The sequence below is a fragment of the Pseudomonas fluorescens genome (assembly GCF_001307275.1).
In the GTDB taxonomy this organism is placed as follows: Bacteria; Pseudomonadota; Gammaproteobacteria; order Pseudomonadales; family Pseudomonadaceae; genus Aquipseudomonas; species Aquipseudomonas fluorescens_AA.
In genome coordinates, this window is sequence record NZ_CP012831.1 from 2,637,900 (window position 1) to 2,658,465 (window position 20,566).

21 protein-coding genes are annotated in these 20,566 nt (G+C 58.5%); 20 read left to right on the plus strand and 1 reads right to left on the minus strand.

Annotated features, from left to right (window positions below):
* Positions 1 to 15 precede the first annotated feature (15 nt).
* Complete coding sequence (gene dnaA, locus AO356_RS11660) at positions 16 to 1,542, minus strand: chromosomal replication initiator protein DnaA (RefSeq protein ID WP_060739907.1); 1,527 nt, start codon at positions 1,540 to 1,542, stop codon at positions 16 to 18.
* Positions 1,543 to 2,109: 567 nt separating this feature from the next.
* Here dnaA and rpmH point away from each other — a divergent pair.
* The 20 genes from rpmH (at position 2,110) to AO356_RS11750 (ending at position 20,565) form a co-directional block, all read left to right on the plus strand.
* Complete coding sequence (rpmH, locus tag AO356_RS30850; protein ID WP_003213577.1) at positions 2,110 to 2,244, plus strand: 50S ribosomal protein L34; 135 nt, start codon at positions 2,110 to 2,112, stop codon at positions 2,242 to 2,244.
* A gap of 16 nt (positions 2,245 to 2,260) precedes the next feature.
* Positions 2,261 to 2,662: a ribonuclease P protein component gene (rnpA, locus tag AO356_RS11665; protein WP_060743105.1), complete on the plus strand. Its 402-nt coding sequence runs from the start codon at positions 2,261 to 2,263 to the stop codon at positions 2,660 to 2,662.
* Positions 2,655 to 2,900, plus strand: a complete 246-nt coding sequence (gene yidD / locus AO356_RS30855) for a membrane protein insertion efficiency factor YidD (RefSeq protein WP_010465488.1) — start codon at positions 2,655 to 2,657, stop codon at positions 2,898 to 2,900. Before rnpA ends, yidD begins: the two co-directional genes overlap by 8 nt.
* Before the next feature lie 2 nt (positions 2,901 to 2,902).
* Complete coding sequence (gene yidC, locus AO356_RS11670; RefSeq protein WP_060739908.1) at positions 2,903 to 4,585, plus strand: membrane protein insertase YidC; 1,683 nt, start codon at positions 2,903 to 2,905, stop codon at positions 4,583 to 4,585.
* A 79-nt stretch (positions 4,586 to 4,664) separates the two neighbouring features.
* Complete coding sequence (gene mnmE, locus AO356_RS11675) at positions 4,665 to 6,035, plus strand: tRNA uridine-5-carboxymethylaminomethyl(34) synthesis GTPase MnmE (RefSeq protein ID WP_060739909.1); 1,371 nt, start codon at positions 4,665 to 4,667, stop codon at positions 6,033 to 6,035.
* A gap of 566 nt (positions 6,036 to 6,601) precedes the next feature.
* On the plus strand, positions 6,602 to 8,500 hold the full coding sequence (mnmG, locus tag AO356_RS11680; RefSeq protein WP_060739910.1) for a tRNA uridine-5-carboxymethylaminomethyl(34) synthesis enzyme MnmG: 1,899 nt from the start codon (positions 6,602 to 6,604) through the stop codon (positions 8,498 to 8,500).
* Between the two features lie 5 nt (positions 8,501 to 8,505).
* Positions 8,506 to 9,141 (plus strand): 16S rRNA (guanine(527)-N(7))-methyltransferase RsmG, encoded by a 636-nt coding sequence (rsmG, locus tag AO356_RS11685; RefSeq protein WP_170842301.1) that lies wholly within the window; start codon positions 8,506 to 8,508, stop codon positions 9,139 to 9,141.
* A gap of 18 nt (positions 9,142 to 9,159) precedes the next feature.
* The gene (locus tag AO356_RS11690; RefSeq protein WP_003207100.1) at positions 9,160 to 9,957 is read left to right on the plus strand and encodes a ParA family protein; all 798 of its coding nucleotides are present in this window, start codon (positions 9,160 to 9,162) and stop codon (positions 9,955 to 9,957) included.
* A gap of 9 nt (positions 9,958 to 9,966) precedes the next feature.
* On the plus strand, positions 9,967 to 10,839 hold the full coding sequence (locus AO356_RS11695; protein ID WP_060739912.1) for a ParB/RepB/Spo0J family partition protein: 873 nt from the start codon (positions 9,967 to 9,969) through the stop codon (positions 10,837 to 10,839).
* A 148-nt stretch (positions 10,840 to 10,987) separates the two neighbouring features.
* Entirely contained in the window at positions 10,988 to 11,395 is a 408-nt protein-coding gene (locus AO356_RS11700; RefSeq protein WP_053126821.1) for a F0F1 ATP synthase subunit I, read from the plus strand.
* A 16-nt stretch (positions 11,396 to 11,411) separates the two neighbouring features.
* Positions 11,412 to 12,281, plus strand: a complete 870-nt coding sequence (gene atpB / locus AO356_RS11705; RefSeq protein WP_039593180.1) for a F0F1 ATP synthase subunit A — start codon at positions 11,412 to 11,414, stop codon at positions 12,279 to 12,281.
* Positions 12,282 to 12,412: 131 nt separating this feature from the next.
* Entirely contained in the window at positions 12,413 to 12,670 is a 258-nt protein-coding gene (gene atpE, locus AO356_RS11710) for a F0F1 ATP synthase subunit C (RefSeq protein WP_003097235.1), read from the plus strand.
* 58 nt (positions 12,671 to 12,728) lie between these two features.
* Positions 12,729 to 13,199: a F0F1 ATP synthase subunit B gene (locus AO356_RS11715; protein WP_047230097.1), complete on the plus strand. Its 471-nt coding sequence runs from the start codon at positions 12,729 to 12,731 to the stop codon at positions 13,197 to 13,199.
* Positions 13,200 to 13,211: 12 nt separating this feature from the next.
* The gene (locus AO356_RS11720; RefSeq protein ID WP_060739913.1) at positions 13,212 to 13,748 is read left to right on the plus strand and encodes a F0F1 ATP synthase subunit delta; all 537 of its coding nucleotides are present in this window, start codon (positions 13,212 to 13,214) and stop codon (positions 13,746 to 13,748) included.
* A 21-nt stretch (positions 13,749 to 13,769) separates the two neighbouring features.
* Complete coding sequence (gene atpA, locus AO356_RS11725; RefSeq protein WP_053126819.1) at positions 13,770 to 15,314, plus strand: F0F1 ATP synthase subunit alpha; 1,545 nt, start codon at positions 13,770 to 13,772, stop codon at positions 15,312 to 15,314.
* 50 nt (positions 15,315 to 15,364) lie between these two features.
* The gene (gene atpG, locus AO356_RS11730; protein WP_060739914.1) at positions 15,365 to 16,225 is read left to right on the plus strand and encodes a F0F1 ATP synthase subunit gamma; all 861 of its coding nucleotides are present in this window, start codon (positions 15,365 to 15,367) and stop codon (positions 16,223 to 16,225) included.
* A 27-nt stretch (positions 16,226 to 16,252) separates the two neighbouring features.
* Positions 16,253 to 17,629, plus strand: coding sequence for a F0F1 ATP synthase subunit beta (gene atpD / locus AO356_RS11735; protein WP_003187186.1), 1,377 nt, complete (start codon positions 16,253 to 16,255; stop codon positions 17,627 to 17,629).
* Between the two features lie 45 nt (positions 17,630 to 17,674).
* Positions 17,675 to 18,100, plus strand: a complete 426-nt coding sequence (locus tag AO356_RS11740) for a F0F1 ATP synthase subunit epsilon (RefSeq protein ID WP_060739915.1) — start codon at positions 17,675 to 17,677, stop codon at positions 18,098 to 18,100.
* Positions 18,101 to 18,214: 114 nt separating this feature from the next.
* A complete protein-coding gene (glmU, locus tag AO356_RS11745; RefSeq protein ID WP_060739916.1) occupies positions 18,215 to 19,582 on the plus strand; it encodes a bifunctional UDP-N-acetylglucosamine diphosphorylase/glucosamine-1-phosphate N-acetyltransferase GlmU in 1,368 nt (455 codons plus the stop codon).
* A 206-nt stretch (positions 19,583 to 19,788) separates the two neighbouring features.
* Positions 19,789 to 20,565: a DeoR/GlpR family DNA-binding transcription regulator gene (locus tag AO356_RS11750; RefSeq protein WP_060739917.1), complete on the plus strand. Its 777-nt coding sequence runs from the start codon at positions 19,789 to 19,791 to the stop codon at positions 20,563 to 20,565.
* Position 20,566 lies beyond the last annotated feature (1 nt).

Below are 20,566 nucleotides of genomic sequence, written 5' to 3' on the forward strand. Positions count from 1 at the left end.
CTGCGCTGGTGGTCATCAAGTGGTCAGTGTACGCAGCAGGTTCTTGTAGTCCTCGCGGATGTCCGCGTCGGATTCCTTAAGTTCGTTGATCTTGCGGCACGCGTGCAGCACGGTGGTGTGATCGCGTCCGCCAAACACATCGCCGATTTCCGGCAGGCTGTGGTTGGTCAGTTCCTTGGACAGGGCCATGGCCACCTGGCGCGGACGTGCCACCGAACGGGAACGGCGTTTGGACAGCAGGTCGGAGATCTTGATTTTGTAATATTCAGCAACCGTTCGCTGAATGTTATCCACAGAAACCAATTTGTCCTGGAGCGCCAACAGGTCCTTCAAGGATTCGCGAATCAATTCGATGGTGATATCGCGGCCCATGAAGTGCGAATGGGCGATGACCCGCTTGAGGGCACCTTCGAGCTCACGCACGTTCGAGCGGATACGCTGGGCGATGAAGAATGCCGCGTCGTGAGGCAGCTCGACCTTGGCCTGGTCAGCCTTCTTCATCAGGATCGCGACCCGGGTCTCCAGCTCCGGCGGCTCGACGGCCACCGTCAGGCCCCAGCCGAAACGCGACTTGAGGCGTTCCTCGAGGCCTTCGATCTCTTTCGGGTAGCGGTCACTGGTGAGAATGACCTGCTGCCCGCCCTCAAGCAATGCGTTGAAGGTGTGGAAAAACTCTTCCTGGGAACGTTCCTTGCGGGCGAAGAACTGAATGTCGTCGATCAGCAAGGCGTCCACCGAACGGTAGAAACGCTTGAACTCGTTGATGGCATTCAGTTGCAGCGCCTTGACCATGTCGGCCACGAAACGCTCGGAATGCAGGTACACGACCTTGGCATTCGGGTTCTTCTTTAATAGATGGTTGCCCACCGCGTGCATCAAGTGGGTCTTACCCAAGCCAACGCCGCCATAAAGGAAGAGCGGGTTGTAACCGTGCTTGGGGTTGTCCGCGACCTGCCAGGCCGCCGCGCGGGCCAGTTGGTTGGATTTACCTTCGACGAAATTCTCGAAGGTAAAGGTCCGGTTCAGGTAGCTGGTGTGCTTGAGCGCGCCTTCGACCTGGACGGTGCGCTGTTCGGCCCGCACCGGAGCCTGCTGGGAGCTGGCACCGGCCATGGGGTCGAAGCTGTCCCGGGAAGGTTCTTCGCTGACTTCGGCGACTTTTTGCGTGTTGCGTTTGCTCGGGGCAGGCGCGGGCGCCGGGGCGGCATGATTGTTCACAGGAGCCGGGGCAGCCTGCTGGGCCTGTGACGCTGCGGCGGCCAGCGGCGCATTGGGCGCGGCGCGGGGTGCCGAACTGCGTTTGCTGCCTATTAATAAGGACAACGCAGGCGCCATGCCATTGCCATGCTCGTCGAGCAGTTCCATGACCCGGCCCAGGTACTTTTCGTTGACCCAGTCGAGAACGAAACGGTTCGGTGCATAGACACGCAACTCGTCGCCTTCGGCTTCGACCTGTAGTGGACGGATCCAAGTGTTGAATTGTTGGGCAGGCAGCTCATCGCGCAAAAGCTCCACGCACTGCTGCCAAAGTTCCACTGACACGGATATCCCCTAAGTTGAAAGCCGGTGAGGCAAAAACAAGCGGCCATTGTAGCGAGCGGACGTGCACTTATCCACACGCAGGTTGCTCATCGCCCATGATTTATCAATGCGTTAACCGAGAGAAAGACGACCGACGGTCGGTGGATAAGCTCTGTGGATAACCGAGCCTGAGGTCGTTGCACAAGTGGGGGCGAAACTCGGTGGATAACCGCCCTGTGGATAACCAGCCATTCCACCCACAGCTTATCCGACAGCGCAGCACAGGCTGGCCACTGCTTTCCCCTGTAGTTGTCATTCTCTGTACATGGCGGATTATAAGGCCTTGGGATGGTTATCCACAGACAGGTGGCGACCTTGCTTTTATAAGCTTTACAGAAAAGCTTTAAATAATTCCCTTCTTTATTTCTATATCTAGCGCTGTGTGATGAATCCGCCGAAAGCGGCTGGATATCTATTTAAAGGAAACGCTGGTTGGAAATTGACCTAGAGGCTTGCTTTCTCTAGAATCCCCGGTCTCTTAAAACGGGGGCCATTCCGGCCCGTTGTGGACGAACCAGGTAACACGACATGAAACGTACTTTCCAACCAAGCACTATCAAACGCGCTCGTACCCACGGTTTCCGTGCTCGCATGGCTACCAAGAACGGTCGTGCCGTCCTGTCGCGTCGTCGCGCCAAAGGTCGTGCGCGTCTGGCAGTTTGATAATCCGGCACTGGAGGTGAGTCAGGACTTCAGTCGGGAAAAGCGTCTGCTTACACCCCGGCATTTCAAGGCAGTCTTTGACTCCCCTACCGGCAAGGTTCCGGGGAAAAATCTCCTGCTCCTTGCGCGCAGTAACGATCTCGATCACCCCCGACTAGGGCTGGTTATCGGGAAAAAGAGCGTCAAGCTCTCCGTTGAGCGCAATCGCCTCAAACGTCTGATGCGCGAATCGTTTCGCCTGAACCAGGATTCACTGGTTGGATGGGACATCGTTATCGTCGCGCGCAAAGGTTTGGGTGACGTAGAAAACCCCGAATTGATTCAGCATTTCGGCAAGCTCTGGAAACGTCTGGCACGCAACAAGCCAGTACCGGCAGTCAACACCGAAACTGCAGGGGTAGACAGTCCCGATGCGTAAACTGGCACTCGTTCCGATCCAGTTTTATCGCTACGCCATTAGTCCTTTGATGGCCAGTCACTGTCGTTTCTACCCCAGTTGTTCCTGCTACGCGTACGAAGCCATAGAAAATCATGGCCTCCTGCGCGGTGGCTGGCTGACCTTTCGTCGTTTAGGTCGCTGTCATCCGTGGAATCCCGGCGGTTATGACCCGGTTCCGCCTATCCCTACCTCCCGTTCTTCTTCGATGGCCGAGTAATCATGGATATCAAACGCACGATCCTGATCGTCGCCCTGGCAATCGTGTCCTACGTCATGGTCCTTAAATGGAACCAGGACTATGGCCAGGCTGCCCTGCCGACTCAGAATGTTGCAGCCAGCAATACCGCACCGAGCCTGCCGGATGCTCCCGTTGGCAACAACGCTGCCAACAATGACGACATCCCACGCGCGGCAAGCGATACCAGCGCTCCTGCCGAAGCCCCTGTGGCCGCAAGCAAAGATCTCATCCAGGTCAAGACGGACGTGCTCGAGCTGGCAATCGATCCACAAGGTGGTGACGTCGCCCAGCTGAAGCTGCCGCTGTACCCGCGTCGCCAGGATCATCCGGACATCCCGTTCCAGTTGTTCGACAACGGTAACGAGCGCACCTATCTGGCCCAAAGTGGCCTGATTGGTAGCAACGGCCCGGATTCGAACCCGGCCGGTCGCCCGGTCTACTCTGCCGAGAAGAAGACTTATCAACTGGCTGACGGTCAGGACCAATTGGTCGTGGACCTGAAGTTCAGCAAGGACGGCGTCAATTACATCAAGCGTTTCACCCTGAAACGTGGCCTGTATGACGTCACCGTTTCCTACCTGATCGACAACCAGAGCGCCCAGCCTTGGTCCGGTGCGATGTTCGCGCAACTCAAGCGTGACGCCAGCGACGATCCTTCCTCCAGCACGGCCACCGGCACCGCGACTTACCTGGGCGCCGCCCTGTGGACAAGTTCGGAGCCGTACAAGAAAGTGTCCATGAAAGACATGGACAAAGGTCAGCTCAAGGAAACCGTACAAGGTGGCTGGGTTGCCTGGCTGCAGCACTATTTTGTAACGGCCTGGATCCCGCAGAAGGGCGACAGCAACGTTGTCCAGACGCGTAAAGACAGCAAGGGCAACTTCATCATCGGTTACACCGGCCCGACATTGACTGCCGCGCCAGGTGCGAAAGCCGAAACCAGCGCCATTCTGTATGCCGGTCCAAAAAGCCAGGCGGTGCTGAAAGAGTTGTCCCCAGGCCTGGAACTGACCGTGGACTACGGTTTCCTGTGGTTCATTGCCCAACCGATCTTCTGGCTGCTGCAACATATCCACAGCATCGTCGGTAACTGGGGCTGGTCGATCATTTTCTTGACCATGCTGATCAAGGGGATCTTCTTCCCATTGTCGGCCGCCAGTTACAAATCCATGGCGCGCATGCGTGCAGTGGCGCCGAAACTGGCCGCCCTGAAAGAACAGCATGGCGATGACCGGCAGAAAATGTCCCAGGCCATGATGGAGCTGTACAAGAAAGAGAAGATCAACCCGCTGGGTGGATGCTTGCCGATTCTTGTGCAGATGCCAGTGTTCCTGTCGCTGTACTGGGTGTTGCTGGAAAGCGTGGAGATGCGCCAGGCACCGTTCATGCTGTGGATTACCGACCTGTCGATCAAGGATCCGTTCTTCATCCTGCCGATCATCATGGGCGCGACCATGTTCATCCAGCAGCAACTGAACCCGACGCCTCCGGACCCGATGCAGGCGAAGGTCATGAAAATGATGCCAATCATCTTCACCTTCTTCTTCCTGTGGTTCCCGGCGGGTCTTGTGCTGTACTGGGTTGTGAACAACGTGCTGTCCATCACGCAGCAGTGGTACATCACGCGTAAGATCGAAGCGGCGACTAAAAAAGCCGAGGCGTAACTTGCTCTGTGGATAACCACACAAAACGCCCCCTAGTGGGGCGTTTTGCTATCTGCCACTTTTGTCTGGATACCGGTTTATGAGCGCACTGCGTGAAACCATCGCCGCCGTTGCCACCGCCCAAGGTCGCGGCGGTGTCGGCATCGTCCGTATTTCGGGGCCCTTGGCCAGTGCCGCGGCCAAGGCTATCAGCGGTCGTGAACTCAAGCCGCGGTTCGCCCATTACGGCCCGTTTTTCAGTGATGACCAGCAGGTGCTCGACGAAGGGCTGGCCTTGTATTTCCCGGGGCCAAACTCGTTCACCGGCGAAGACGTACTGGAACTGCAGGGACATGGCGGCCCCATCGTGCTGGACATGCTGCTCAAGCGCTGCCTGGAATTGGGTTGTCGACTGGCCCGGCCGGGGGAATTCAGCGAGCGGGCGTTCCTCAACGACAAGCTCGACCTGGCCCAGGCTGAAGCGATCGCCGATTTGATCGAAGCCAGTTCTGCACAGGCTGCACGCAACGCGTTACGTTCCTTGCAGGGAGCGTTTTCCCAGCGTGTGCATAACCTCACCGAGCAATTGATCGGCCTGCGGATCTACGTCGAGGCCGCGATCGACTTCCCGGAAGAGGAAATCGACTTCCTCGCCGATGGCCACGTGCTGAGCATGCTCGATAAAGTGCGCGATGAGTTATCCACAGTACTGCGCGAAGCCGGGCAGGGTGCCTTGTTGCGCGATGGGATGACCGTGGTGATCGCTGGCCGACCGAATGCCGGCAAATCCAGCCTGTTGAATGCCCTGGCCGGCCGCGAGGCGGCGATCGTCACCGAGATCGCCGGCACCACCCGGGACATCCTTCGTGAACATATCCACATCGACGGCATGCCGCTGCACGTGGTGGATACAGCCGGTTTGCGCGACACCGACGATCATGTGGAAAAGATCGGGGTTGAGCGGGCACTGAAAGCTATTGGCGAGGCCGATCGTGTGTTGCTGGTGGTCGATGCCACCGCACCGGAAGCGGACGATCCGTTTGCGTTGTGGCCGGAGTTCCTCGAGGTCCGCCCGGATCCCGCGAAAGTCACCCTGATTCGCAACAAGGCCGACCTGACTGGGGAATCGATTGCCCTGCAAGTCAGCGATGACGGGCACGTGAGCATCAGCCTGAGCGCGAAGTCGGCAGGCGAAGGCCTGGAACTGCTGCGCGAGCACCTCAAAGCCTGCATGGGCTACGAACAGACCTCGGAAAGCAGCTTCAGCGCTCGCCGGCGGCACCTTGAAGCGTTGCGCCATGCCAGTGCCGCCCTGGAACACGGTCGCGCGCAGCTGACCTTGGCGGGGGCTGGTGAGTTGTTGGCCGAAGACCTGCGCCAGGCGCAACAGTCCCTTGGGGAAATTACCGGCGCCTTCAGCTCCGATGACTTGCTGGGGCGGATCTTTTCCAGCTTTTGTATCGGTAAATAGCCCCTCCTTTGCAACCGGGTTTGTCCTCGACAATCTGACGAGCGCAACGCAAACCCGGTTCCCCCTCTCTTTTTTTGAACCGATTGCCCCTGATGGCGGCTTGCCTGTGGGCGCTGATGCGACCCGTAGCGGCGGTTTTCTGTGGATTAAGCCCTGTGAATAACTGCCATTGAGGTCGGTTGATAAGCGGCCTTCAAAACTGAAGATAACCGCCTCTGTGGATAACCACCTCATTCATCCACAGGCTTACACCGGTTATCCAAGCCCCTCAATGCCACATGACCACAGGGTTTTGAATCTCTGTACACAACGTAAATAAAGGCCTACAGAACGTTATCCACAGATAGGTGGGGCAGTAAGAATAAACATAAAAACAAAGATTTTATAAATTTCTTTCTTTTTTATTTTTTTAACCGCGAGTTCTCCACAGCTGGTTAAATTTTGTGCAAAGGGTTCTTTAGAAAGGATGAAGTCCCTATACTTGCCGACCTGGCTCGAAAAACGCCCAGGGCCAGACTCAAAACCTATTTCCGAATTACCTGAATAAAGCAGGCACGAGGTGCGTGGTGGATTTCCCTTCCCGTTTTGAAGTGATCGTCATCGGCGGCGGTCATGCCGGTACCGAGGCAGCACTTGCATCAGCGCGCATGGGAGCAAAAACCCTGTTGCTGACGCATAACGTGGAAACCCTCGGCGCCATGAGCTGCAACCCTGCCATTGGTGGCATTGGCAAAAGCCACCTGGTCAAAGAGATCGATGCCCTTGGGGGCGCGATGGCCATGGCCACCGATAAGGGGGGGATCCAGTTTCGCGTATTGAACAGCCGCAAAGGCCCAGCCGTGCGCGCTACTCGCGCCCAGGCCGACCGCATCCTGTACAAGGCCGCTGTCCGCGAAATCCTGGAAAACCAGCCGAACCTGTGGATATTTCAACAAGCGGCCGATGACCTGATCGTCGAGCAGGATCAGGTACGCGGTGTCGTGACGCAGATGGGCCTGCGTTTCTTCGCCGATTCCGTGGTGTTGACCACCGGGACCTTCCTCGGCGGACTTATCCACATTGGTTTGCAGAACTTTTCCGGCGGGCGCGCGGGTGATCCGCCGTCGATCGCTCTGGCTCACCGTTTGCGTGAGCTGCCATTGCGTGTCGGGCGCTTGAAAACCGGTACGCCACCGCGTATCGACGGTCGGTCTGTGGATTTCTCGGTGATGACCGAGCAGCCTGGCGATACGCCGATCCCGGTAATGTCGTTCATGGGCAACAAGGAACAGCATCCACGGCAAGTCAGTTGCTGGATCACCCACACCAATGCCCGCACCCATGAAATCATTGCGGCGAACCTCGATCGTTCGCCGATGTATTCCGCTGCCGGTGAAATCGAAGGCATCGGCCCACGTTATTGCCCGTCGATCGAAGACAAGATCCATCGCTTTGCCGACAAGGAAAGCCACCAGGTCTTCATTGAGCCGGAAGGCCTGACCACACATGAGCTGTACCCGAACGGGATCTCCACCTCCCTGCCGTTCGATGTGCAACTGCAGATCGTGCAATCGATTCGCGGCATGGAAAACGCCCATATCGTTCGCCCTGGCTACGCCATCGAATACGACTATTTCGATCCGCGTGACCTGAAGTACAGTCTGGAAACCAAAGTCATCGGCGGCCTGTTTTTCGCCGGGCAGATCAACGGCACCACCGGTTACGAAGAGGCCGGCGCCCAAGGGTTGTTGGCCGGTGCCAACGCGGCACTGCGGGCCCAGGGCAAAGACAGCTGGTGCCCGCGCCGCGATGAGGCATACATCGGTGTGCTGGTGGACGACCTGATTACCCTGGGTACCCAGGAACCGTATCGGATGTTCACCTCCCGCGCCGAATATCGCCTGATCCTGCGTGAAGACAACGCCGACCTGCGCCTGACCGAGAAAGGTCGCGAGCTGGGTCTGGTGGATGACGTGCGCTGGGCCGCTTTCTGCACGAAACGCGAGCGTATCGAGCTGGAAGAGCAACGCCTGAAAAGCACCTGGGTTCGTCCCGGTACCGAGCAGGGCGATGCCATCGCGGCGAAATTCGGTACCCCGCTGACCCACGAATACAACCTGCTCAACCTCTTGAGCCGTCCGGAAATCGATTACGCCGGGCTGGTGGAAGTGACCGGCCAGGGCGCGGAAGATCCGCAGGTGGCCGAACAGGTCGAGATCAAGACCAAGTACGCCGGTTACATCGACCGCCAGCAGGATGAAATCGCCCGCCTGCGCGCCAGCGAAGACACCAAGCTGCCTGTGGATATCGATTACACCGGCATTTCCGGGTTGTCGAAAGAAATCCAGAGCAAGCTCGGTGCGACCCGTCCAGAGACCCTGGGCCAGGCCTCGCGCATTCCCGGCGTCACGCCGGCGGCGATTTCCCTGTTGATGATTCATTTGAAAAAACGCGGCGCGGGCCGCCAGTTGGAGCAAAGCGCTTGAGTTCGATGGTCACCTCGCAACACGCTGAAGAATTATCCACAGGTGCCCGTGAACTCGGCGTCAGCCTGAGCGAAGCCCAGCATGCGCAATTGCTGGGATATCTGGCGCTGTTGATCAAATGGAACAAGGCCTACAACCTGACCGCCGTGCGCGATCCGGATGAAATGGTCTCGCGGCATTTGCTCGACAGCCTCAGCGTCATGTCCTTCATCGAAAATGGTCGTTGGCTGGACGTTGGCAGTGGCGGTGGCATGCCGGGAATCCCGCTGGCGATCCTGTTTCCCGACTCGCAAGTGACCTGCCTGGACAGCAACGGCAAGAAAACCCGCTTCCTGACCCAGGTCAAACTCGAACTCAAACTGGATAACCTGCAAGTTATCCACAGCCGCGTCGAAGCGTTCCAGCCTGCCGAGCCGTTCAACGGGATCATTTCCCGGGCGTTCAGCAGCATGGAGAACTTCAGCAACTGGACTCGCCACCTGGGCGACGCCGATACGCGCTGGCTGGCAATGAAGGGCGTTCATCCGGCCGATGAGCTGGTAGCATTGCCGGCAGACTTCCACCTCGATAGCGAACACGCCTTGGCCGTACCCGGTTGCCAAGGCCAACGCCATCTGCTGATACTGCGCCGCACGGCATGATTGGGAACACAAGCAAGAATGGCTAAGGTATTCGCGATAGCGAACCAGAAAGGTGGTGTGGGCAAGACCACCACCTGCATCAACCTCGCAGCATCCCTGGTCGCGACCAAGCGCCGGGTGCTGTTGATCGATCTCGATCCACAGGGCAACGCCACCATGGGCAGCGGTGTGGATAAACATGGCCTGGAAAACTCCATCTACGACGTCCTGATCGGCGAATGCGATCTGGGCCAGGCCATGCACTTCTCCGAACATGGCGGTTATCAACTGCTGCCGGCCAACCGTGACCTGACGGCGGCCGAAGTGGTGCTGCTGGAAATGCAGATGAAGGAAAGCCGCCTGCGCAGCGCCTTGGCGCCGATCCGGGAAAACTACGATTACATCCTGATCGACTGCCCGCCGTCGCTGTCGATGCTGACCCTCAACGCCTTGGTGGCCGCCGATGGGGTCATTATCCCCATGCAGTGCGAGTACTTCGCCCTGGAAGGGTTGAGCGACCTTGTGGATAACATCAAGCGCATCGCCGAACTGTTGAACCCGGACCTGAAGGTCGAAGGGCTGTTGCGGACCATGTACGACCCGCGCCTGAGCCTGATGAACGATGTCTCGGCCCAGCTCAAGGAACATTTCGGCGAGCAGCTCTACGACACCGTCATCCCCCGTAACATCCGTCTGGCCGAAGCGCCGAGCTACGGCATGCCGGCCCTGGCCTACGACAAACAATCCCGTGGTGCGCTGGCTTACCTGGCCCTGGCGGGCGAGATGGTTCGTCGTCAGCGTCGCAACCCACGCACCGCTGCAGCCCAGCCAACTTAAGGAAACCCCATGGCCGTCAAGAAACGAGGTCTCGGACGTGGACTGGATGCACTGCTCAGCGGTCCGACTGTCAGCTCGCTGGAAGAACAGGCCGTACAGGCCGACCAGCGCGAGCTGCAGCACTTGCCCCTGGACCTGATCCAGCGCGGCAAATACCAGCCGCGTCGGGACATGGACCCGCAGGCGCTGGAAGAATTGGCCCAATCGATCAAGAGCCAGGGCGTGATGCAGCCGATCGTGGTCCGGCCGATCGCCAATGGACGCTTCGAGATCATCGCCGGCGAACGTCGCTGGCGCGCCAGCCAGCAGGCCGGCCAGGAAACCATCCCGGCGATGGTCCGCGATGTGCCGGATGAAACGGCCATCGCCATGGCGCTGATCGAGAACATCCAGCGTGAAGACCTCAACCCGATCGAGGAAGCCGTGGCCTTGCAGCGCTTGCAGCAGGAATTCCAGCTGACCCAGCAACAGGTTGCCGAGGCGGTGGGCAAGTCCCGCGTGACCGTGGCCAACCTGCTGCGCCTGATTGCGTTGCCGGAAGTCATCAAGACCATGCTGTCCCATGGCGACCTGGAAATGGGCCATGCCCGTGCATTGCTCGGTTTGCCGGAAAATCAACAGGTTGAAGGGGCGCGACATGTTGTCGCACGGGGGCTCACCGTGCGCCAAACCGAGGCACTGGTTCGCCAGTGGCTCAGTGGCAAACCGGCACCTGTGGAGGCACCCAAGATCGATCCGGATATCGCCCGCCTCGAACAACGCCTGGCCGAGCGCCTGGGCTCTGCGGTGCAGATTCGCCACGGGAAGAAGGGCAAGGGCCAACTGGTGATCGGTTATAACTCCCTCGATGAGTTGCAAGGTGTCCTTGCACACATTCGCTGAAACAATTGCTCTTGTAGCGCGCAGTCGGAAATCACTACCTGACAGTTGAATAGGGGCAGAACCGCCCCTATACTCTGCGCGCATTTTGTCGGCACAAATTATGCCAAGTTATTGAATTATGGCGGCCGACTATTGGAGAGCAAAAGCGATGGAAACCCGCACGCCAAACCGCTTGCCGTTCCATCGTCTGGCAGTTTTCCCGGTTCTGATGGCTCAATTCACCGTCGTACTGATCGCCACATTGGCGCTCTGGCAATGGAAAGGAGTCGTCGCCGGATACTCAGGCCTTTGCGGAGGCCTGATAGCCTTGCTTCCCAATATTTACTTCGCTCACAGGGCCTTTCGGTTTTCCGGCGCCCGAGCAGCCCAGGCTATCGTCCGGTCTTTTTATGCCGGCGAGGCGGGGAAACTGATTTTGACGGCAGTGCTGTTTGCACTGACGTTCGCAGGTGTGAAGCCATTGGCGCCGCTGGCTGTATTCGGCGTCTTCGTGCTGACCCAACTGGTCAGCTGGTTCGCTCCCCTGCTAATGAGAACAAGACTTTCGAGACCTTAGGGCGTTTGAGGCAACCATGGCAGAGACAACCGCTTCGGGCTATATCCAGCACCACTTGCAGAACCTGACCTTCGGTCAGCTACCCAACGGCGGCTGGGGCTTTGCCCACACCGCAGCAGAAGCCAAGGAAATGGGCTTCTGGGCTTTCCACGTCGATACCCTCGGCTGGTCGGTCGCACTGGGCCTGATTTTCGTTCTTCTTTTCCGCATGGCGGCCAAGAAGGCGACCTCCGGTCAGCCAGGTGCACTGCAGAACTTCGTTGAAGTACTGGTCGAATTCGTCGATGGCAGCGTGAAAGACAGCTTCCATGGCCGCAGCCCGGTGATCGCACCGCTGGCACTGACCATCTTCGTCTGGGTGTTCCTGATGAACGCCATCGACCTGGTACCGGTCGACTGGATTCCTCAGCTGGCCATCCTGATCTCCGGCGATGCACACATCCCCTTCCGCGCCGTGTCGACCACCGACCCGAACGCGACCCTGGGCATGGCGTTCTCGGTTTTCGCACTGATCATTTTCTATAGCATCAAGGTCAAGGGCATCGGCGGCTTCATCGGCGAACTGACCCTGCACCCGTTCGGCAGCAAGAACATCCTCGTTCAGGCCCTGCTGATTCCGGTGAACTTCCTGCTGGAATTCGTGACCCTGATCGCCAAGCCGATTTCCCTGGCACTGCGTCTGTTCGGCAACATGTATGCCGGCGAACTGGTGTTCATCCTGATCGCTGTGATGTTCGGCAGCGGCCTGCTGTGGCTCAGCGGCCTGGGTGTAGTTCTGCAGTGGGCGTGGGCTGTGTTCCACATCCTGATCATCACCCTGCAGGCGTTCATCTTCATGATGCTGACCATCGTCTACCTGTCGATGGCGCACGAAGAAAACCATTAAGGCCAGTCTCGACTAGTCTGATGTCCTTCCCGGTCAAACGGGAAGGAGCCCGAACCGGGCTGAGAAACGATTTGTTTTACCGCTTTAATCTAAAAAACCTAAACCATACGACGTAAAAGTCGGGAGGAAAGATGGAAACTGTAGTTGGTCTAACCGCTATCGCTGTTGCACTGTTGATCGGCCTGGGCGCACTGGGTACCGCAATTGGTTTCGGCCTGTTGGGCGGCAAGTTCCTGGAAGGCGCAGCGCGTCAGCCAGAAATGGTTCCAATGCTGCAAGTCAAAATGTTCATCGTGGCCGGTCTGCTCGACGCCGTGACCATGATCGGTGTTGGTATCGCGCTGTTCTTCACCTTTGCGAACCCGTTCGTTGGTCAAATCGCTGGCTAATTACTCGGATTTCTCGAGTAGATTGGTGTGATGGACAACGTAACTGCGAGGTGTTGGCGTGAACATTAATGCGACCCTGATTGGCCAGTCCGTTGCGTTCCTGATTTTTGTACTGTTCTGCATGAAGTTCGTATGGCCTCCGGTCATTGCGGCATTGCACGAACGTCAAAAGAAGATCGCTGATGGTCTGGACGCTGCCAGCCGTGCAGCTCGCGACCTGGAGTTGGCCCATGAGAAAGTGGGTCAGCAACTGCGCGAAGCGAAAGCTCAGGCAGCTGAAATCATCGAGCAAGCCAAGAAACGCGGTACCCAGATTGTCGACGAAGCCCGTGAACAGGCTCGCGTCGAAGCTGACCGTGTGAAGGCTCAGGCTCAAGCCGAGATCGAACAGGAACTCAACAGTGTCAAAGACGCGCTGCGTGCCCAAGTGGGTGCTCTGGCCGTTGGCGGTGCTTCGAAGATCCTGGGTGCCACAATCGATCAAAACGCGCACGCAGAGCTGGTAAACAAACTGGCTGCTGAAATCTAAGCGAGGGCGATCATGGCAGAACTGACCACGTTGGCCCGACCTTACGCTAAGGCGGCCTTCGAGCACGCTCAGGCCCACCAGCAACTGGCCAATTGGTCAGCCATGCTCGGCCTGGCAGCAGCGGTGTCGCAAGACGGCACCATGCAGCGCGTGCTCAAGGCCCCGCGACTGACGAGCGCAGAAAAGGCCGCCACGTTCATTGACGTGTGCGGCGACAAGTTCGATGCCAAGGCACAGAATTTCATCCATGTCGTTGCCGAAAACGACCGTCTCCCGCTTCTGCCGGAGATCGCCGCTCTTTTCGACCTGTACAAGGCCGAGCAAGAGAAATCGGTAGACGTGGAAGTCACCAGTGCTTTCGCATTGAACCAAGAACAGCAAGACAAACTCGCCAAGGTTCTCAGTGCACGACTCAACCGGGAAGTGCGCCTGCAAGTCGAGGAAGACAAGTCCCTGATTGGGGGCGTTGTCATCCGCGCCGGCGACCTGGTTATCGATGGCTCGATTCGCGGCAAAATCGCGAAACTTGCCGAAGCATTGAAATCTTGAGTTTGAAGGGGCAGCAGAGCAATGCAGCAACTCAATCCTTCCGAAATAAGTGAAATTATCAAGGGCCGCATCGACAAGCTCGATGTGACCTCCCAAGCCCGTAACGAAGGCACTGTCGTCAGCGTATCTGACGGCATCGTGCGGATTCACGGTCTGGCCGACGTCATGTACGGCGAGATGATCGAGTTTCCGGGCGGCGTCTACGGTATGGCCCTCAACCTGGAGCAAGACTCTGTAGGTGCCGTGGTACTGGGCGCATACACGACGCTGGCTGAAGGCATGAGCGCCAAGTGCACCGGCCGTATCCTCGAAGTTCCGGTAGGTAAGGAACTGCTGGGTCGCGTTGTCGACGCACTGGGTAACCCTGTTGACGGCAAAGGTCCGCTGAACAACACCGAGACCGACGCGGTCGAGAAAGTTGCTCCAGGCGTGATCTGGCGTAAGTCGGTAGACCAGCCTGTACAGACTGGCTACAAGGCTGTCGATGCCATGATCCCTGTCGGCCGTGGCCAGCGTGAGCTGATCATCGGCGACCGTCAGATCGGTAAGACCGCTCTGGCGATCGACGCGATCATCAACCAGAAAAACAGCGGCATCTTCTGCGTCTACGTGGCAATCGGTCAGAAGCAATCGACCATCGCCAACGTGGTTCGCAAGCTGGAAGAAAACGGTGCACTGGCTAACACCATCATCGTTGCCGCCAGTGCTTCCGAATCGGCCGCACTGCAGTTCCTGGCACCGTACTCCGGTTGCACCATGGGCGAATACTTCCGCGACCGCGGTGAAGACGCGCTGATCGTTTATGACGATCTGTCCAAGCAAGCAGTGGCCTACCGCCAGATTTCCCTGCTGCTGCGCCGTCCACCAGGCCGTGAAGCCTACCCAGGCGACGTGTTCTATCTCCACTCCCGTCTGCTGGAGCGCGCATCCCGCGTTTCGGAAGAGTACGTAGAGAAGTTCACCAACGGCGCAGTGACTGGCAAGACCGGTTCCCTGACCGCGCTGCCGATCATCGAAACCCAGGCTGGCGACGTTTCCGCGTTCGTTCCGACCAACGTGATTTCCATCACCGACGGTCAGATCTTCCTGGAATCGGCCATGTTCAACTCGGGCATCCGTCCTGCTGTGAACGCCGGTGTTTCGGTATCCCGTGTGGGTGGTGCCGCTCAGACCAAGATCATCAAGAAGCTGTCCGGTGGTATCCGTACCGCCCTGGCCCAGTACCGTGAACTGGCGGCATTCGCCCAGTTCGCTTCTGACCTGGACGAAGCGACCCGTAAGCAACTTGAGCATGGTCAGCGCGTTACCGAGCTGATGAAGCAGAAGCAATACGCACCAATGTCAATCGCTGACATGGCGCTGTCGCTGTATGCCGCTGAGCGTGGGTTCCTGACTGACATTGAAATCGCCAAGATCGGCAGCTTCGAACAAGCGCTGATCGCTTTCTTCAACCGCGATCACGCCGATTTGATGGCCAAGATCAACGTTAAAGGTGACTTCAATGACGAAATCGACGCTGGCCTCAAGGCCGGTATCGAGAAGTTCAAGGCCACCCAAACCTGGTAAGCCGCAGCGGGAGCCGCAAGGCTCCCGCTTGCTAACCTGATAGGTGTTACATGGCAGGCGCAAAAGAGATTCGCAGTAAGATTGCGAGCATCAAAAGCACGCAAAAGATTACCAGCGCCATGGAAAAAGTGGCGGTCAGCAAAATGCGCAAGGCACAAATGCGCATGGCTGCTAGCCGTCCTTATGCGGAGCGCATCCGCCAGGTGATTGGTCATCTGGCCAACGCCAACCCGGAATACCGCCACCCGTTCATGATCGAACGCGCCGTCAAGCGCGTCGGTTACGTTGTGGTGAGCAGTGACCGTGGTCTGTGCGGCGGCTTGAACACCAACCTGTTCAAGGCCCTGGTCAAGGACATGGCGGCAAACCGCGAACAAGGCGTCGAGATCGATCTGTGCGTGGTCGGTAGCAAGGGTGCGGCTTTCTTCCGCAACTTCGGCGGCAACGTCGTCGCTGCTATCAGCCACCTGGGTGAAGAACCGTCGATCAATGACCTGATCGGCAGCGTCAAGGTGATGCTGGATGCTTACCTGGAAGGCCGGATCGACCGCCTGTCCGTGGTATCCAACAAGTTCATCAACACCATGACGCAACAGCCGACCGTGGAGCAGTTGATTCCACTGGTGGCGACCCCGGAACAGGAACTCAAGCACCACTGGGACTATCTCTACGAACCGGATGCCAAGGAGCTGCTCGACGGCTTGATGGTCCGCTACGTGGAGTCGCAGGTCTACCAGGCGGTGGTCGAGAACAACGCAGCTGAACAAGCGGCGCGGATGATCGCGATGAAGAACGCTACCGACAACGCCGGTGATTTGATCAGCGATTTGCAGCTGATCTACAACAAGGCGCGTCAGGCTGCGATCACCCAAGAGATCTCGGAAATCGTCGGCGGCGCTGCCGCGGTTTAACGGTTCAAATATTCAGAGGATCCAGCTATGAGTAGCGGACGTATCGTTCAAATCATCGGCGCCGTTATCGACGTGGAATTCCCACGCGACAGCGTACCGAGCATCTACGACGCCTTGAAGGTTCAAGGCGCCGAAACCACCCTGGAAGTTCAGCAGCAGCTGGGCGACGGCGTGGTTCGTACCATTGCGATGGGCTCCACCGAGGGCTTGAAGCGCGGTCTGGACGTCAACAACACTGGCGCAGCCATCTCCGTACCGGTCGGTAAAGCGACCCTGGGCCGGATCATGGACGTACTGGGCAACCCGATCGACGAAGCTGGCCCGATCGACACCGAAGAGCGCTGGGGCATTCACCGTCCTGCGCCAACCTTCGCTGAACAGGCTGGTGGCAACGAGCTGCTGGAAACCGGCATCAAGGTTATCGACCTGGTTTGCCCGTTCGCCAAGGGCGGTAAAGTCGGTCTGTTCGGTGGTGCCGGTGTAGGCAAGACCGTAAACATGATGGAACTGATCCGTAACATCGCCATCGAGCACAGCGGTTATTCCGTGTTCGCCGGTGTGGGTGAGCGTACTCGTGAGGGTAACGACTTCTACCACGAGATGAAGGATTCCAACGTTCTGGACAAAGTGGCACTGGTCTACGGCCAGATGAACGAGCCGCCGGGAAACCGTCTGCGCGTAGCCCTGACCGGCCTGACCATGGCCGAGAAGTTCCGTGACGAAGGTAACGACGTTCTGCTGTTCGTCGACAACATCTACCGTTACACCCTGGCCGGTACCGAAGTATCCGCACTGCTGGGCCGTATGCCTTCGGCAGTAGGTTACCAGCCGACCCTGGCTGAAGAGATGGGCGTGCTGCAAGAGCGCATCACTTCCACCAAGCAAGGCTCGATCACCTCGATCCAAGCGGTATACGTACCAGCGGACGACTTGACCGACCCGTCGCCAGCGACCACCTTCGCCCACTTGGACGCCACCGTCGTTCTGTCCCGTGACATCGCTTCCCTGGGTATCTACCCAGCGGTAGACCCACTGGACTCGACTTCGCGCCAACTGGACCCGAACGTGATCGGCCAGGAGCACTACGACACCGCTCGCGGCGTTCAGTACGTGCTGCAGCGTTACAAGGAACTGAAGGACATCATCGCGATCCTGGGTATGGACGAGCTGTCGGAAGCCGACAAGCAGTTGGTAAACCGTGCTCGTAAGATCCAGCGCTTCTTGTCGCAGCCGTTCTTCGTGGCTGAAGTCTTCACCGGTGCCTCGGGTAAATACGTTTCCCTGAAAGACACCATTGCTGGCTTCAAAGGCATCCTCAACGGTGACTACGACCACCTGCCAGAACAAGCGTTCTACATGGTCGGCGGCATCGAAGAAGCGATCGAGAAAGCCAAGAAACTGTAATCCCGGCGCCCGGCAACGGGCGCTAATTTAGGTTGAGGCAATCAGATGGCTATGACAGTCCATTGCGATATCGTCAGTGCGGAAGGGGAAATCTTCTCCGGTCTGGTCGAGTTTGTGGTTGCGCACGGTGAGCTGGGTGATCTTGGTATCGCCCTGGGTCACGCACCGCTGATCACCAGCTTGAAGCCAGGTCCGATTACTCTGACCAAGCAGGGCGGGGAACGGGAGGTGTTCTACATCTCCGGTGGTTTCCTCGAGGTTCAGCCGAACATGGTCAAGGTCCTTGCCGACACCGTGCAACGTGCTGCCGACCTGGACGAAGCTTCCGCTCAGGAGGCCGTCAAGGCCGCCGAGAAGGCCCTGCACGAGCGCGGCGCGGAGTTCGACTACGGTTCTGCTGCCGCACGTCTGGCCGAGGCCGCAGCCCAGCTGCGTACCGTCCAGCAGATCCGCAAGAAGTTCGGCGGCTAAGCCGTCTGCTTCTGTGCGATTGATTAAAAAGGGTAGCCTCGGCTACCCTTTTTTCTTTTCCCCCTATTCATTACCTGGTCGCAGCCGCTGACCACCCAGGATTGGTAGCCAGTCATGTCTCTTGAAATCGTTATCCTCGCGGCCGGCCAAGGCACCCGCATGCGTTCGGCGTTGCCCAAGGTCTTGCACCCGGTCGCCGGCAATTCCATGCTCGGTCATGTTATCCACAGCGCGCGGCAACTTGATCCACAGCGCATTCATGTGGTCATCGGCCACGGTGCCGATGCGGTACGCGAACGCCTGGCGGCGGATGACCTGAATTTCGTGCTGCAGGACAAACAACTGGGCACCGGCCATGCCGTGGCCCAGGCCGTGCCGTTCATCACGGCCGATACGGTGCTGATTCTCTACGGCGATGTGCCGCTGATCGAAGTCGAGACCTTGCAGCGCCTGCTCAAGCACGCCGCCCCGCAGCAGTTGGGCCTGCTGACCGTCGAGCTGGATGACCCCACCGGTTACGGTCGCATTGTGCGCAACGCCGACGGCCAGGTGACGGCGATTGTCGAGCAAAAGGACGCCAACGAGGCACAGCGCGCGATCACCGAGGGCAACACCGGAATTCTTGCCGTGCCGGCCGAGCGCCTGGGCGACTGGATGAGTCGTCTGTCGAACAACAACGCCCAGGGTGAGTACTACCTGACCGATGTGATTGCCATGGCCGTTGCCGATGGGCTGGTGGTCGCCACCGAGCAGCCGCTGGATGCCATGGAAGTGCAGGGCGCCAACGATCGCCGGCAACTGGCCGAGCTGGAGCGCCACTATCAATTGCGCGCCGCCCGCCGCCTGATGGCCCAAGGCGTGACCCTGCGCGATCCGTCCCGTTTCGATGTGCGTGGTGAAGTCAGCGTGGGTCGCGACGTGGTCATCGATATCAACGTCATCCTCGAAGGCAAGGTCGTCATCGAAGACGATGTGGTCATCGGCCCGAACTGCGTGATCAAGGACAGCACCCTGCGCAAAGGCGTGGTGATCAAGGCCAACAGCCATCTCGATGGCGCGGTCATGGGCGAAGGCAGCGATGCCGGCCCGTTTGCGCGGTTGCGTCCAGGCTCCGTGCTGGAAGCCCGTGCCCATGTGGGTAACTTCGTCGAACTCAAGAACGCTCATTTGGGCGAAGACGCCAAGGCCGGTCACCTGACCTACCTGGGTGACGCTGAAGTCGGCGCCCGCACCAACATTGGCGCCGGCACCATCACCTGCAACTACGATGGCGCCAACAAGTGGAAAACCGTAATGGGTGACGATGTCTTCATCGGCTCCAACAACTCCTTGGTGGCGCCTGTGGATATCTCCAGTGGTGCGACCACGGCGGCCGGTTCGACCCTGACCCAGAATGTGGATAACGGCCAATTGGCGGTGGCGCGCGCGCGCCAACGCAACATCGACGGCTGGAAGCGGCCGGAAAAAATCAAGAAGCCCTAAGTTATCCACAACCCCTGTGGGAGCGAGCTTGCTCGCGATAGCGGTGTATCAGGTAAAGCTGTATTGCCTGGCCTGGCCCCTTCGCGAGCAAGCTCGCTCCCACAGGGATGAGAGGATTTCTGAATTTTTCTTCTGGCGCCTTGACGATATCGTTGCAATAGGTTTTGATTGCTTACGTTATCTTTCGAATCGAAACTTAAGCCGCCATGTCGAAACGCAATACGCCACAGCGCCGTCACAACATCCTTGCTTTGCTCCAAGAGCAGGGCGAGGTCAGTGTGGATGAGCTGGCCAAGCGCTTCGAAACCTCGGAGGTTACGATTCGCAAGGACCTCGCCGCCCTGGAAACCAATGGCCTGCTGCTGCGTCGCTACGGTGGCGCGGTGCCGATGCCGCAGGAGTTGGTGGCCGATAACGGGCAAACCGTTTCCAAGTACAAACTCGCCATTGCCCGGGCCGCCGTGAAGCGGATCCGCGAACACGCGCGGATCATCATCGACAGTGGCAGCACCACCGCCGCCATGATCCCTCAACTCGGCCAACAGCCGGGCCTGGTGGTGATGACCAATTCCCTGCACGTCGCCAATGCCTTGAGCGAACTGGAGCACGAGCCGGTGCTGTTGATGACCGGCGGCACCTGGGACCCTCACTCCGAGTCGTTCCAGGGCCAGGTGGCCGAGCAGGTTCTGCGCTCCTACGACTTCGACCAGTTGTTCATCGGCGCCGACGGCATCGATCTGGTTCGAGGTACCACCACCTTCAACGAACTGCTGGGCTTGAGCCGCGTGATGGCTGAGGTTGCCCGGGAAGTGATCGTGATGGTGGAGGCCGACAAGATCGGCCGCAAGATCCCCAACCTGGAGCTGCCGTGGAGCAGCGTCCATACCCTCATTACCGATGATCGCCTGCCCGTAGAGGCCCGCGATCAGATTCAGGCCCGCGGCATCACCGTGATCTGCGCGCCTGTCAGCCAGGAGAAATAGC